Source organism: Streptomyces yamdrokensis, from assembly GCF_053890455.1.
The window spans coordinates 422,208-435,823 of sequence record NZ_CM132679.1 but is presented as its reverse complement, the minus strand read 5'-3'; the positions used below and the strand labels follow the sequence as shown (position 1 = coordinate 435,823).

Annotated in this window: 13 protein-coding genes and 1 pseudogene; 10 read left to right on the top strand and 4 right to left on the bottom strand. The window is 72.8% G+C overall.

From position 1 onward, the window contains the following. Window positions 1–29 precede the first annotated feature (29 nt). Window positions 30–332: pseudogene (locus ACWZEH_RS01445) on the top strand (alcohol dehydrogenase); the annotation flags it as partial. Between the two features lie 140 nt (window positions 333–472). Then, window positions 473–1,078 (top strand): Rv1733c family protein, encoded by a 606-nt coding sequence (locus ACWZEH_RS01440; RefSeq protein WP_456195120.1) that lies wholly within the window; start codon window positions 473–475, stop codon window positions 1,076–1,078. A gap of 69 nt (window positions 1,079–1,147) precedes the next feature. On the opposite strand, the gene ACWZEH_RS01435 is transcribed toward ACWZEH_RS01440, so the two are convergent. Then, window positions 1,148–1,843, bottom strand: coding sequence for a class I SAM-dependent methyltransferase (locus tag ACWZEH_RS01435; protein WP_456195119.1), 696 nt, complete (start codon window positions 1,841–1,843; stop codon window positions 1,148–1,150). Between the two features lie 96 nt (window positions 1,844–1,939). On the opposite strand from ACWZEH_RS01435, the gene ACWZEH_RS01430 reads away from it, so the two are divergent. From ACWZEH_RS01430 to ACWZEH_RS01415, 4 genes are all read left to right on the top strand, one after another. After that, window positions 1,940–2,392: a flavodoxin family protein gene (locus ACWZEH_RS01430; RefSeq protein WP_456195118.1), complete on the top strand. Its 453-nt coding sequence runs from the start codon at window positions 1,940–1,942 to the stop codon at window positions 2,390–2,392. A gap of 105 nt (window positions 2,393–2,497) precedes the next feature. Next, window positions 2,498–3,130, top strand: coding sequence for a GNAT family N-acetyltransferase (locus tag ACWZEH_RS01425; RefSeq protein ID WP_456195117.1), 633 nt, complete (start codon window positions 2,498–2,500; stop codon window positions 3,128–3,130). Between the two features lie 259 nt (window positions 3,131–3,389). After that, window positions 3,390–4,067 (top strand): lytic polysaccharide monooxygenase auxiliary activity family 9 protein, encoded by a 678-nt coding sequence (locus ACWZEH_RS01420; RefSeq protein ID WP_456195116.1) that lies wholly within the window; start codon window positions 3,390–3,392, stop codon window positions 4,065–4,067. 289 nt (window positions 4,068–4,356) lie between these two features. Then, on the top strand, window positions 4,357–6,312 hold the full coding sequence (locus tag ACWZEH_RS01415; RefSeq protein ID WP_456200012.1) for a DUF1996 domain-containing protein: 1,956 nt from the start codon (window positions 4,357–4,359) through the stop codon (window positions 6,310–6,312). Between the two features lie 346 nt (window positions 6,313–6,658). On the opposite strand, the gene ACWZEH_RS01410 is transcribed toward ACWZEH_RS01415, so the two are convergent. Next, window positions 6,659–9,328 carry a SpoIIE family protein phosphatase gene (locus ACWZEH_RS01410; protein ID WP_456195115.1) on the bottom strand — a complete coding sequence of 890 codons (2,670 nt, stop codon included), beginning with the start codon at window positions 9,326–9,328 and terminating at the stop codon, window positions 6,659–6,661. Window positions 9,329–9,567: 239 nt separating this feature from the next. Here ACWZEH_RS01410 and ACWZEH_RS01405 point away from each other — a divergent pair, with 239 nt between their 5' ends. The 4 genes from ACWZEH_RS01405 to ACWZEH_RS01390 all read left to right on the top strand — a co-directional run bounded on the left by ACWZEH_RS01405 (window position 9,568) and on the right by ACWZEH_RS01390 (window position 12,241). After that, window positions 9,568–10,179, top strand: a complete 612-nt coding sequence (locus ACWZEH_RS01405) for an AMIN-like domain-containing (lipo)protein (protein ID WP_456200010.1) — start codon at window positions 9,568–9,570, stop codon at window positions 10,177–10,179. Window positions 10,180–10,283: 104 nt separating this feature from the next. Next, window positions 10,284–10,550 carry a hypothetical protein gene (locus ACWZEH_RS01400; RefSeq protein WP_456195114.1) on the top strand — a complete coding sequence of 89 codons (267 nt, stop codon included), beginning with the start codon at window positions 10,284–10,286 and terminating at the stop codon, window positions 10,548–10,550. A 172-nt stretch (window positions 10,551–10,722) separates the two neighbouring features. After that, on the top strand, window positions 10,723–11,643 hold the full coding sequence (locus ACWZEH_RS01395; RefSeq protein WP_456195113.1) for an oxygenase MpaB family protein: 921 nt from the start codon (window positions 10,723–10,725) through the stop codon (window positions 11,641–11,643). Between the two features lie 91 nt (window positions 11,644–11,734). Next, window positions 11,735–12,241, top strand: coding sequence for an SRPBCC family protein (locus ACWZEH_RS01390; RefSeq protein ID WP_456200008.1), 507 nt, complete (start codon window positions 11,735–11,737; stop codon window positions 12,239–12,241). Window positions 12,242–12,318: 77 nt separating this feature from the next. Here ACWZEH_RS01390 and ACWZEH_RS01385 read toward each other — a convergent pair whose 3' ends face one another. Both ACWZEH_RS01385 and ACWZEH_RS01380 read right to left on the bottom strand, forming a co-directional pair. After that, window positions 12,319–13,032 (bottom strand): adenosylcobinamide amidohydrolase, encoded by a 714-nt coding sequence (locus ACWZEH_RS01385; protein ID WP_456195112.1) that lies wholly within the window; start codon window positions 13,030–13,032, stop codon window positions 12,319–12,321. A gap of 77 nt (window positions 13,033–13,109) precedes the next feature. Further along, a complete protein-coding gene (locus ACWZEH_RS01380) occupies window positions 13,110–13,547 on the bottom strand; it encodes an ATP-binding protein (protein WP_456195111.1) in 438 nt (145 codons plus the stop codon). Window positions 13,548–13,616 lie beyond the last annotated feature (69 nt).

Below are 13,616 nucleotides of genomic sequence, written 5' to 3'. Positions count from 1 at the left end.
CCGCCGGGGCGGCCTCGGCACCGTCGGACCGGGCAGCCGGAGCCACAGCGAATGTGGGCGTGCACGGCGGCCCCGCCACGCTGCACCTCGAGGACCTGTGGAGCAGGAACGTCACGCCCACCACCGGGCTGGTCGACACCCGCTCCACCCCGACCCTGCCGAGGAGGGCGGTGGCCGGCCGGCTGCCCGACAAACAGCTGATCACCCACACCTTCCCGCTCGACCGCATGCAGGAGGCGTACGACGTCTTCGGCAACGCAGCCCGGACCGGTGCCCTCAAGGTCGTCCTCGGCGGCGAGCGACGCGAGGCCGTCCCGGCACACGAGGCCTGACGGCCGACGCCAGAGGGCGGGCCCGGCCGGCCGCCGTGGTCCCGGACCGTCCCGGACTCCCGGCCGGGACCGTTCGGCCCATGCGCCGGGCGGCCGGGTGGCGGACCCTGGAGAGACGGCGCGCGAGGAGGTGACATCCCATGGGAAGGACGGGTGGTGCACGGCCCCGCAGGGTGTGGCTGTGGCGCTGGCGGAGCAACCCGCTGCGGCGCCGCAGCGATCTGGTCGAAGCCTGGCTGCTGCTCGCCACGCTTCTTCTCACCCTGTTCGCCGTGGCGGTCACCGGCCTGGCGACGGCGGGGACGGTGGACCGGTCCCTCGCGGAGCGCCGAGCCCAGTCCCGCGCCGTCCCCGCCGTGCTCGTCGAGGACGCGGCCGACACGCTGCCCTCACCGGTGACCGAGGACGGCAGCGGGGACGGCCGCGTATGGGTGAAGGTGCGGTGGACGGCCCCCGACGGCACCAGCCGCACGGGCCGGGCCGAGGCCGAGCCCGGGGACAAGGCGGACAGTGTGGTCACCGTGTGGACGAACGACGCGGGGCGCCTCGTCTCCGAGCCGCCCGGTGGAGCGGACGCGCGGTTCCAGACCGTCATGGCCGGCCTCACGGTCGCCGCGGCCACCGGGGGAGTGGTCGTGCTCGGCGGATGGTTCGTCCGGTCCCGGATACAGCAGCGGCGCTCGCAGGAGTGGGAGGCCGAGTGGCGGCTGGTCGAGCCGACGTGGCGCAAGCGGATGACGGGGTGACGGCCGGCGGGCGAGGTGCGCTGCCGTGCGGTCGGCGGAGGACGGGTGTCCGGCCCGCCGGGGCCGCTCCTACGGAGTCTCGGGTTCCTCACCGCCCTCGCGCCTGCAGTGCAGGAAGAGGTGGGGCTCCGGCGCGGCGTCGGGGTGGGTCGGCGTGAACATCACGCTCTTCTCGGACAGCACCGTCAGCCCCGCATCGCGCACCAGGCCGATCACGTCCTGGGCGGCGAAACTGGTGACCCGCACGTTCTGCCCCATGAAGACACCGTCGAAGCCCTCCACGTCCAGGGGGACGGTCGCCAGCGCGAACAGGCCCCCCGGCCGCAGCAGCCGGGGCAGCCGCAGCAGCAGGTCGGACTGCTCGGCACGCGACATCTGGAGCAGGGCGAAATACAGGCATACGGCGTCGAACGATTCCTCCTCGATCGGCAGTTCGCGGATGTCACCGCAGCGGAACTCGGCGTCGGGCACCTGCCGGGCCGCGATCTCCACCATCACCGGTGACACGTCGACCCCCAGCACCCGGTGACCGGCCGCGGCGAGCGTCGAGGCCGTGGGCCGGCCCGTCCCGCTGCCCACGTCCAGTACCCGGCCGGCGGGCGGGAGCCGTTCCAGCAGCCACTCCAGGGAGGCCCTGTGCGCCTCGGAGGAGGCGAACGCCCTCTCGTAGTCGCTGCCCAGCGCGTCGAACACCACTGCTGCTGGTGACCTGCGCTTCTCGTCGACCAAGACGCACCCCCGTCTTTGTGTACCGATGCCGCGCATCGTGCCATTCCCTGCGGGCCCCCACAACCGTTCACCGCTCCCCCGGTACGCCGGACCGGCTTGCGGGGGTACCGGCCCGCACGGCAGGGTCGGAGCGTGCCGACTCTGCTGATCATTCATCACACGCCCTCCCCCCACTGCCAGGCGATGTTCGAAGCGGTTCTCTCCGGTGCCACGGCCCCGGAGATCGAGGACGTCCGCGTGGTACGGCGGGCGGCCCTGTCCGCCACCGCGGGCGACGTCCTGGAAGCCGACGGCTATCTTCTCGGCACCCCGGCGAACCTCGGCTACATGTCGGGGGCGCTCAAGCACTTCTTCGACCAGGTCTACTACCCGTGCCTGGACACCACCCGGGGCCGGCCCTTCGGCTACTACGTGCACGGCGGCAACGACGTCACCGGGGCGGTGCGGGGCATCGAGTCCGTCACGAAGGGCCTCGGCTGGCAGCGCGCCGCGGACGCCGTGACCGTCACGGGCGAACCGGGCAGGGCCGCCCTCGAGCGGTGCTGGGAACTGGGCGCCGCTCTTGCCGCCGGCCTCATGGACTGACGTCCGGACCGTGCCGGGGCTCCCCGCCCCGCATGCCGCGCACGGAGTGGCCGGGGGCGGTGACAGGGTTGTGGGAGCGCTCCCATCCAATGCAGGATGCCGGGCATGACCTCGCCTCCCTCGATTCGTCCGTACCGCCGCGAGGACCGGCCGGCCCTCGACGACATCTGCGTCCGCACCGCGTGCAACGGGCAGGACAGCCGCCCCTTCTACCGGGATCCGAGCATTCTCCCGGCCCTCTTCGCCGCCCCCTACGTGCATCTGGAGCCCGGACTGGCCTTCGTCCTGGACGACGGGCGGGGGCGTGCGGTCGGTTACATCCTCGGGGTCGCCGACACGGAGCGCTTCGCCCGGGAGTTCCGGACCGAGTGGCTGCCCCTGGTCGCCGACCGCTACCCCGAGCCGTCCGGGCCGCCGGCCACTTCGGACGAGGAGATGGCCTGGCTCCTGCACCACCCCGAACGGATGTCCGTCCCCGAACTGGCCGCCTATCCGGCCCATCTGCACATCGACCTGCTCCCCGGCCGGCAGGGGCTCGGCCACGGCCGGGAACTGGTGCGGACGCTCCTCGAGGCGCTGGACGGCCGCGGGGTGCCGGCGGTCCACCTCGTCATGGCGAAGGCCAACAAGCCCGCCAGGGCGTTCTACGACCGGATGGGCTTCCACGAGATCGAGGCGCGTGTCGACGATTCCGTCACCTGTCTCGGACGCTCCACCCGGGACCGCGACCGGCTGTGACGGACGGGTCGCGGCCGGCTCCGGGCGGCTGCGACCCGTCCGTACGTCGAATGGTGTCGAACACGCCATGGTCGCCGCGGAAGTGGCGCAAACGGGTGTTGCCGCTCCGCTTCATGAGGCGCAGCCTATGCTTCTGGGAGCGCTCCCATGGGTGTTTCCGCATGCGCTCCGGCGCGTACGCCCCAGTGCATCCATACCTCCGCACTCCCTGCACGGCACTCCGACGTCCGCACATCCCCCCACCCGGAAGAAGGAGATCATGAATTGGCATGGTCATGACCTACGTGTACGTATCGCATCACGTCCCTCGCTCGTCCTGAGCGTCCTCGTGGCCACACTGCTGTGCCTGGTCCCCTGGAGCGGCACCGCGGCCGCGCACGGCTCGGTCGTCGACCCGGCGTCCCGCAACTACGGCTGCTGGCTGCGCTGGGGAAGCGACTTCCAGAATCCGGCCATGGCGGACGAGGACCCCATGTGCTGGCAGGCGTGGCAGGACAACCCCAACGCCATGTGGAACTGGAACGGCCTCTACCGTAACGGCTCCGCCGGTGACTTCGAAGCCGTGATCCCGGACGGGCAGCTGTGCAGCGGCGGACGCGCCGAGGGCGGTCGTTACAACTCCATGGACACGGTGGGCGACTGGCAGGCCGACGATGTGGACAGCGACTTCACCGTCCAGTTGTACGACCAGGCCAGCCACGGCGCGGACTACTTCCTCGTCTATGTCACCCGGCAGGGCTTCGACCCCACCACCCAGCCGCTGACGTGGGACGACCTCGAACTGGTGGCTTCCACCGGCTCGTACGGCCCGAGCCAGAACTACTCGATTCCGGTGAGTACTTCCGGTTACAGCGGCCGCCATGTCGTCTACACGATCTGGCAGGCCTCGCACATGGACCAGACGTACTTCCTGTGCAGTGACGTGAACTTCGGCTGACCAGCCGTTCCCTGAGCTGCCCGGCCTCCGGAGTCCCCGCCTGCACGCCGAGTCGGGCGGGACCCGGGGGCTCGGATGTGCCTGAGTGTTCCTGAGATTCTTCGAAGAAATCGTGAGGCATTTGAACACACCGCGAGGCACCTGCGTATGAGGCGTGGGAATTTCATGCCCACCCCCGCGACTGAAGCGTAGGAGTACTGCCTTGGCACGCAACACACGCAGACGCCCCCGAGGGCCACAGCGCGCGACCTTCGCGGCGGTCGCGCTGATCCTGGGCGGAGGGGGGTTGATGGCGGCCAATGTCTACGCTTCCGCGACGGAGGACGACACCGACGGAGCCGGTCGGGCGCGGGTTCTCGGTGGCGCCACCATCGACTGCCCCGACGTGGGGACCAACCTGACCACGGTCCCCGAGAGGGCGCGGCCGGCCGTCGACAAGGAACTCGCGGCGCTGGACGAGCAGATCGCCCAGGCCTATCAGCGCCTGGCGGAGTCCGCCCCGGCCATTCAGCAGGACCCCGGTGTCGCCGACGAGAAGGTGGTGGGGCCGCTCGAGGAGGAGCGCACCGCGACCCTGGACCGCATCTCGGGCGCCATGGAGCAGGAGGGCGACCGCCCCGAGGGCCTCGGTGAACTCGCCGACTGCTCCGTGGTCGACTCCGGCAACGCGTCCGCCCAGCCCGGTGAGGGCCAGGACGGGAACGGCCAGGAGGGCGGACAGGGAGAAGAGGGCGCGGAAGGCGAACAGGGCGGCGACGAGGGCGCCGGCCAGGAGCAGGGCGGCGGAAACGGCGGCCAGGCGGGCAACGGGCCCGTCGCCGCGGACTTCGTGGACATCCAGAGCGTCCAGCCCAACGCGGCCAAGCCCGCCGACTCGGCCGACGCCTCGAAGGGCACCTTCGTCAGCAGCTGTGGCGTCAACGAGAACGGCCTGTTCAACTCGGACAACGTGATCGCCGCCCCGGGTGTCACCAACGGCGCACACCACTTCCACGACTACATCGGCAACCAGGCCACCAACGCCTTCTCCAGTGACGAGGAACTGGCGGCGGCCGACACCACCTGCGAGGACCAGGGCGACAAGTCGTCGTACTACTGGCCCGTGCTGCGGCTGCAGAACGGCACCGAGGAGCAGGACGCCAATTCCCCCGGCGGCGGCATCGAGGGCAACGTCGGTGAGATCGTGACCCCCAAGGAGGTCACGCTGACCTTCGTGGGCAACCCGCAGGGCGAGGTCACGGCCATGCCGAGGTTGCTGCGCATCATCACCGGTGACGCCAAGTCCTTCGTCAACGGCCCCGCCAACGCCAACGCGTCCTGGAGCTGCACAGGCTTCGAGGACCGGCAGCTGGCGGACAAGTACCCGCTGTGCCCCCAGGGCAGTGACGTGGTCCGCACCTTCGACTTCCAGAGCTGCTGGGACGGCCGCAACATCGACAGCGCCAACCACCGTACGCACATGGCGTTCGTGGACGCCCAGGGCAACTGCCCCTCCGGCTTCACGCCCGTGCCGCAGCTGGTCCAGCGCATCGTCTACGACGTCGACGCGCCGAGCCTGGACGACGGTGGCGCGACCACCCCGCTGTTCGCCGTGGACTCCTTCCCGGAGCAGCTGCACAAGCCGGGCACCGACCACGGCGACTTCATCAACGTCTTCGAAGAGGACCTGATGCAGGAGATGGTCGACTGCATCAACAGCGGTCGCACCTGCGGTGCCGGTGCCGGCGACGGTGAGCAGCCGGGTGAGAATCCGGAGGAGGAGCCCACCGAGGAGCCCGAGGCCCCCGACGAGGACGGCAACGACAACGGAGGCAATGACAACGGCGGTGGCGACGGTGCCGAGCAGCCGGGTGGCAACGGCAACGGCAACGGCAACGGCGACGACGGCGGCGACAAGCAGGAGAACCCCTCGGAGCCCCCGGCGGACGCCCCGGCCACCGAGGAGCCCGCGGGTGACGACGCCACCGCGCCGTCCGGTGACGAGCAGCCCGAGGTCCGGGCCTCGGCCAACGGCGACGACGTGGCAGGCGCTGGTCAAAACGACGACGGAGCCGGCCAGGCGACGCCGGGCGTCGGCACGGCGACCAACGACGGCGGACAGCAGGCCGCTGCCGCGGACTCCACCGAGCCGCAGGCCGTGAACGGCGGTCTGGCCGACACCGGAGCCCAGCTCTGGCCGGCGGCGGTGGGCGCGGTCCTGCTCGTCGCGGGCGTCGTGCTCCTGCGTCGCGTGCGACGCACCTGATCACCCGCACCAGGGCTCGGCCGATCCGGCACGGCAGGGCTGAGCCCGGACGTCCCGCAGGGTGAGCTGCGGGTGCGGTGCGACGGCGGCAGGTCTCCAGGGGCCTGCCGCCGTCGCGTGCCCGGTACCCGGGCGTCCGTGCCACCCGGACCCCCGCTACCCGGGCGCCCGGGGACGGCGCCGGCGCGTCCCCGCCCTCCGCGTCGGTGTGCGGCAGGACCCGGTCCAGCCACCGGGGTGTCCACCAGGCTGGGTTCCCGGGCAGCGTCATGACGGCCGGGGCCAGCAGCAGGCGCACGACGGTGCGTCCGCTTTGCCGACGTGTTCGGGTTCGTGGTCCGTATGGTCAGTCCCCCGCCGCCCGGCGGTATGCCGTGAGCAGCAGCGCCACGTCGTCCGGCCGGTCATCGGCCCTGCGAGCTGTCCTGACCAACTGGTCGGCGAGCTCCTCCACCGAGTCCGTACCGCTGTGCGCGAGCGTGCGGCGGATCACCTCGATCCCGGTCTCGATGTCGCTGCCGGGCTGCTCTACCAGCCCGTCGGTGTACAGCGCGAGGACACTGCCGGGCGCCAGGGTGAGCGCCGTGATCGGGTAGAAGGCGTCCGACTCGACGCCCAGCATCACGCCGCCGGCGAGAGCCAGGGTCTCGGTACGGCCGTCGGGGTGGCGCAGCAGCGGCGGCGGATGGCCGGCCCGGACCGCGAAGGCACGGCCGGTGTCCGGATCGAGTTCGACATAGCAGCAGGTGGCGAAGGCGTCCGCCTCCAGATCGGCCAGCAGCCGGTTGGTGTGCGTGATGACCTCCTGAGGAGGGTGCCCGCTGGCCGCGAAGGCGTGCACGGCGCTGCGCAACTGCCCCATGACGGCCGCGGCTTGGACGCTGTGCCCCTCCACGTCCCCGATCACCAGCGCCACCCCGCGCTCGGTCCTGATCACGTCGTACCAGTCGCCGCCGATGGCCATGCCCTGGGTTCCCGGCAGATAGCGGCCGGTACTGACCAGCCCTTCGATCGTGGGCAGCCGGTGCGGCAGCAGCCCTTCCTGCAGGCCCCGCGCGACGGCGGACTCGGCGTCGTACAGCCGGGCCCGCTCCAGCGCCTGGGCGGCCAGTCCGCTCAGCGCGATCAGCGCGGAACGCTCGTCGGGAGTGAACCGGTGGGGGACTTCCCAGCCGAGGATGCAGGAGCCGACCGGACGGCCCGACGCGATCAGCGGCAGGAACGCCCAGGCTCGCATCCGGTCCAGGGCGATCCCCGGATACGCGCCGCTCAGTTCCTTCGGCGACTCGTAGAACAGCGGGAACCGCGTGGTCAGCGCGTGCACGCCGGGCAGCTCCGAGTCCAGAGGGGTGCCCTCGAACGGGGCGAGGAAGCCCTCCGGATAGCCGGACTCCCACAGCAGGTACATCCGCTCGTCGCGGACCGCGTACAGGGCCAGCTCGCGGGCACCGAACGCGGGCAGCAACTGTTCGGACACCGCCCGGCACACGTCCATGACGGTGGCGGCCTCGGTGAGCGCACTGGCCATCTGCACGACGTGGTACAGCGCCCCCGTGCGGGGGGCGGCGACCTCCGCCGGCGGTGGCGCGGCGGGCTCCGTGCCGCGCGGGCCGGCACCCGCCCTGCCGCCGGAGGCCGTTCCGGCCGCCGCTCCGGCCTCGGACACCGGCCCGGCCACGACCCCGGCGGGCGGGCCGGTGCGGAAGACACGGCCGGTCAGACCGTGCACACCGGGGTAGAGCACGAAGCCCAGCCAGGCGCCGTTCGGGTCCCGTACCGGATAGGACACCGGCTCCTGCGACAGCATCGCCGCGCGGTAACGGTCCTCGTAGTCCGGATCGTGCAGCCAGGTGATCACCTGCCAGGGATAGTGGCCGAGCAACTCGTCCCGCCCGCAGCCCAGCAGCTCCACACAGCGCTGGTTGGCATAGGTGACCCGGCCGTCCTGGTCGAGCGAGAACAGCCCGTCGGGAAGCCGCTCGGCGGCCTCCGACGCGGTGACCCCGCCCGCCGCGTCGACGAGCGCCCCCACCAGGAGCCTGCCCGCCGACCCCGCCCGTACGACATGCCCCCACAGCTCCACCGGCCGGTAGCGGAGCCGGCCGTCCTCCGCGCTCCCGTCCAGCGCCCGGAAGTGCCGGGACCCGATCCGCAGACCCGCCCTCGCATCGCTCCGGCAGGCCCGCAGCTCGTGCACGTCGTCCGGGGACACCTGGGCCTCGATGTCCGCCAGGGTGCCGCCGAAGTCCTTCCGGGCGAGCCCGAGCAGCGCCAGCGCCTCGTCGTCCGCCCACCACCGGTCACTGTCCAGATCCCACTCGACCATGCCGAGCCGCAGGGTGTGGGCCGGCGCGGTGGGCAGTCGCACGCTGACCGGCTGGTCGTCGTACTCGGTCCGGTACGCCACGGCTTCCGCGGCCGCCGACGCGCCGCTGTCCGCCTCCGTCGGGGCAGGGGCAGGGGCAGGGGAGGGGGCGGGGGCACGCCGGACGAACTCGGTCAGGCGCTTCTCCATGCTCCGCCCCGCGTCGTGCAGCACGCGCGCCACCGCCGCCGCCCCCATCGGTTCCCGGGTCGCCGACCGCAGCACGACCAGGACTCCGACGGTCTCCCCGCCCACCGCCACCGGCTGGTGGGCGGAGGCGAACGAATAGGGCAGTGCGGCGGTGAACTGCGGGAAGCGCAGCATCGTCGCCCGCTCGTCCGGCAGCCACAGCCGCCCGCCCGAGCGGTACGCCTCTGCCATCGGCAGCGCGCCGCCCACCGGCACCCGCCACCAGGGTTTCAGCAGAGACCGCGGCACCCCGGTCACCACGCACAGCACCAGCGAACGCCGGTCGTGCGACCGCAGGTACACCAGGCCGCCGTACCCGCCGAGGGCCTCGACCGCCGCCACCACGGGCTGCGCGAGCACGTCCTCGATCCGCTCCGCGTCGTCGGCCCCGCCCGGTGCCGGGCCGGTGCCGGGCCGGTCTCCCGGCCGCTCTCCGGCCGGTACGGCGGCTGCCTCTTCCATCTCGCGTCCTCCCGGTGCGGACGCACGGGACATCATTCGCTCCTCACCAGGATGTGCCATGCCCGGTGCTCCGGCGCGGTGGGAACGGCCCCGGGCCCGTCCCGAAGGCGTCCGGCATGAACCGGACACGCTGTGGACGTGCCCCGGGCGTGAACGGGATCTGCCCACAAGAGCGCAACCTTTGGGTGAACCCGGCCGTCTCACCTGATATCAGCAGGAGCAACCCCTGGGGGCATAAAATCATGCAAAACAGAACCATCTGTGTGACCCTGGCGCTCGTGGGCGCCGCGCTGAGTACGGCGGCGGTCCCCGCCGTCGCCGTACCGGCCGCGGCTCGGGCGGCGACGGCCTCGTCCACGGCGTGCCCCACCGGCTGGGGCAGCCAGGCCAAGAGCGGCACGGCCGGCACCGCCACGACCACACCGGTGCGCGATGTCAGGACCGGCCGCCACGACTGCTACGACCGGATGGTCGTCGATGTGCCGGGTGCGGGCGGCGGTGGCAGCGCCGGCGCCGTCGGGTACACGGTCCGGTACGTCGACCGGCTGTACCAGGACGGCTCCGGCGTCCACGTCCCCGTCGCCGGCGGCGCCGTCCTCGAAGTGCGGGTGGCCTCACCGTCCTACGACCCCGAGACCGGCGAGTCCACCTATCCGGCACGCGCGGGACAGCCGCTGCCGGGTGTGGATCCGACCGGGTACCGCACCTTCAGGGACGCCCGGTTCGGCGCCAGCTTCGAGGGCGACACCCAGATCGGGCTCGGCGTGCGCGCCCGGCTGCCGTTCCGGGTGCTGCAGCTCCAGGACCGTCTCGTCGTCGACGTCGCCCACAGCTGGACGGGCACCCGCTGAGTCCCCGCACCGCCCGGCCGGAGCGGACGCGCGACGGGACCGGAAGTCATGCCTCCGCTCCGGTGCGGGCGGTGATTGTCAGTGGTGGATGCCACCCTGCCGGTATGGACGAGCTGGAGTTCATGCGCGGCAGGGTCTACGGGGCGGATCACGACGATCCGGGACCGCGCGACGGGCGGTCGTACGTGGAACTGGCCGGTGGGCCGCTGGACGGTCTGCTGCTGGACGTCACCGACCGTTTGGAGACGGAGCTGCGCGGCGGTGTCGGGCTGCCCACCGAGATGGGCCGCTACGGCGCGGGTGGCCGTGCCCTGTATGCGCCCCGCGCCGGGGGCGGAAGCGTGTTCGATTGGAGGGGGGACGTTCCGTGAGGCTCGGGGCTCGAGGTGCCGGCTGAGGGAAGACAGGAGGTGTACGCCGTAACGTCGCGGCCGGCGGGTACTGGACGGGGAGCGAGGCAGTCGTAAGGACGGGCGACGTCGTGCAGCGCCGGTCGGCTGTGCGCCGGTCGGTGGTCGCGGGCGCAAGGAGGCGGTGCGAGCCATGGGACTCCTCTCGGACAACGGCCGTGTGCTGCGTGACCGGATCGGCGATGCGATCTTCTCCCGGGTGGCGGGGCCGGACGGACCTGAGAACCAGGCCCGCATCCACGGCACGCCCGGCCCGCGCTGGTTCGGTCCCGAGCGCCCGGTCCGGCAGGTGCACGGGGACGCCTCGATGTTCATCGGCGGGCTGTCGGCGCTGCTGCTCCAGTCGCTCCATCCCCTGGCCATGGCCGCCGTCGCGGGGCACTCGGGGTTCCGCGGCGACCCCTGGGGGCGCCTCCAGCGGACCAGCACCTTCCTCGCCATGACCACCTACGGGCCGGCCGACAGCGCCCAGCGGGCCGTCGACCGGGTACGTGCCGTGCACGAGACCGTGCACGGCACCACCTCCGACGGTCAGGAGTACCGCGCCGCCGACCCCCATCTGCTGTGCTGGGTGCACATCGCGGAGGTCGACTCCTTTCTCCGTGCCCACCAGCGCTTCGGCGCCCGACCGCTGGACGCCGCCGACTGCGACGCGTACGTCGAGGACATGGCGCGCGTCGCCATCGCGCTCGGCGTGCCCGACCCACCGGCGAACCGCGCCGAGCTCACCGACCGGCTCGACGCCTACCGGAGCGAACTGCGCGCGACCCCCGAGGCGCGCAGTACGGCGCGCTTCCTGCTGCTCAACCCGCCCGTGCCCGTCTTCGCGCGGCTGCCGTACGGCGCCCTCGCAGCGGGCGCGGTGTCCCTGCTGCCGGTCTGGGCCTCGCGTGCGTTGTGGCTGCCCCGGGTGCCGCCCGCCGAGGACGTGTTCGTCCGCCCGCTCGGCACCGCCGTCACCGCCGGCATCCGCTGGGCCATGGCGTCCGGCGAGCGTGCACGGCGTGGGCAGGAGGACCGGCTGCCGGAGCCGGGGCAGGGCACCGCCGGTTGACATGCCCGACCGTGGGCACTCAGTGTCGGCCGGTGCGAGGAGGGCTCACGTGTCCGGCGCACTCGTGCGGTCCGGGCCCCGGGAGGTCGTCGTGGCGGTTCGTCATCGTCTGGTCAGAACGCCTGCGCAGACCGTTTGGGAGGTCCTCGCGGACGGCAGTCGTCATGCGGACTGGGTGGTGGGAACCTCGTCGTCCGAGCCCGTGCGGGGGCAGTGGCCCCGGCCCGGGTCCGCGATCCACTACGAGACCCGGATCGGGCCCCTTCGCCTGGCCGGCGAGACGGTCGTCCGGCGCTGCGAGCGGGGCGAGGCCCTGGAACTCGAGGCATGGGAGGGCCCGCTCGGCACGGCGCGGATCGCCGTCCGGCTGCGGCCCTGGGGGAACGAGTGCCTGGTGACCGTCGACCAGCACCCCCTGCGGGGCGCCGACGGCCGACTGCGCCGTGCGGCCGCGAAAGCGTTGATCGGACTTCGTCACGGCGCCGTGCTCGCCAGGCTGGCGGAGGTCTGTGAGACCGATGCCGCCGAGTGGGAACGCCGACGCCCGCTCGGCCAGGTCGTCGCACCCGGGCCCGGTCGCAACGGCGCCCGTGCCTGAGCCCGGGACGCCCCTTGACGTCCTGACGCCCTGGTGCTTCGGCCGGAGGGCGGGACCGGCCCCCGAGCCGCCACCGCTCAGAGCGACGGCGGCGGCGACGGTGTCGCGTCGCGCACAGCGCGGTGGACGGCGCGTGCCAGCCGTGCCCCCCAAGGGGAACGGGGGCCGGCGAAGGCGTGCGGCATCTCACCGGGAGAGGGGATGCGGGCGGCGACGCACACCGCGTCGGTGGGGGTGCCCGAACAGTCGTGACCGGCCTCCACCAGGGCCTGCACCTTTGCCTCCGTCGCGGTGGCCACCGCGTTGACCAGGGCGGCGTCGGTGAGGGACACCGGCAGGGCCACGACGATGTTGATCGTGCCGGGCGCATGTGTGCCGTCCGTGCCGTCCTTCCCGGTCGTCCTCCCGGACCCGGGGGCAGCCGCCCAGCCCCGTACGTCGATGCCCGACGTGACGATCGCCTCCGCACCCCCGTCGTGCGCGTGGGCGTACGACGCGACGTCGGCGGCCGTCATCAGACCGACCCCCGGACCGAGAGCGCCCGCACCGGTGGCGAGGTCGGCGAGGTGCCGGTCGGGGTCGGTGCGGCGGTAACCGTGGGAGACCTGAGCGTTGAGGACCCAGGACCGCTCGCCGATGCCGCCGCCCAGAACCGCGCTGCTGATCATCCGCATGCCCGGCCCGGGAATCCACAGCAGGGCGTGCAGCGGTTCGCCGTCCTCGACACGGGTCAGGCGGCGCGGGCGCAGCAGTCCGACGGAGGCGGGGGGCGGCGGGAGGACGGCAGTCACCGGGCGGAACTCCTCGGGAGGCTGGGGGTCGGCCGATCGTATGCCGGGGGCGACCGCCTTGCCCAAGGGAGGCCCGGTCAGCGCTCCGCTTCCGTCTCCGGTGCCTCCTGCGGCCGCGGCCCCCGGAAGCAGGCGGTGACGGACTTGCCGTGCGGGCAGGGGCGGGCCTCCCACTCGTCGGCCAGGGCGTCGACGAGAAGCATGCCGCGTCCGCCGGTGCCCTCCGTCCCCGGGCTACGACGGGCCGGCAGGTCCGCCGAGGTGTCGTGGACGGAGATGTGCAGACAACGGTCGTCACGGGACAGGGTCAACTGGGCGTTGCTGTGGGCGTGCCGGTGGGCGTTGGTGACCAGCTCCGACACGGTCAGCAGCACGGCGTCCACCGTCTCGGGCGCCGTGGTGGTCCAGCCCAGGGCGTCGAGGTAGTCACGGGCCCAGTCGCGCGCCGCCTTCACCTCACCGCCCATCGGCAGGGTACGCGCCCAGCCCACCGCGCGCACCGACGATCCGTCCATGAGGGTCCTTCCTGATCACGCCTGCGCGGCCCGGGCCTTCCCGGACACCGGACCGCGCCGAGGGGCGGC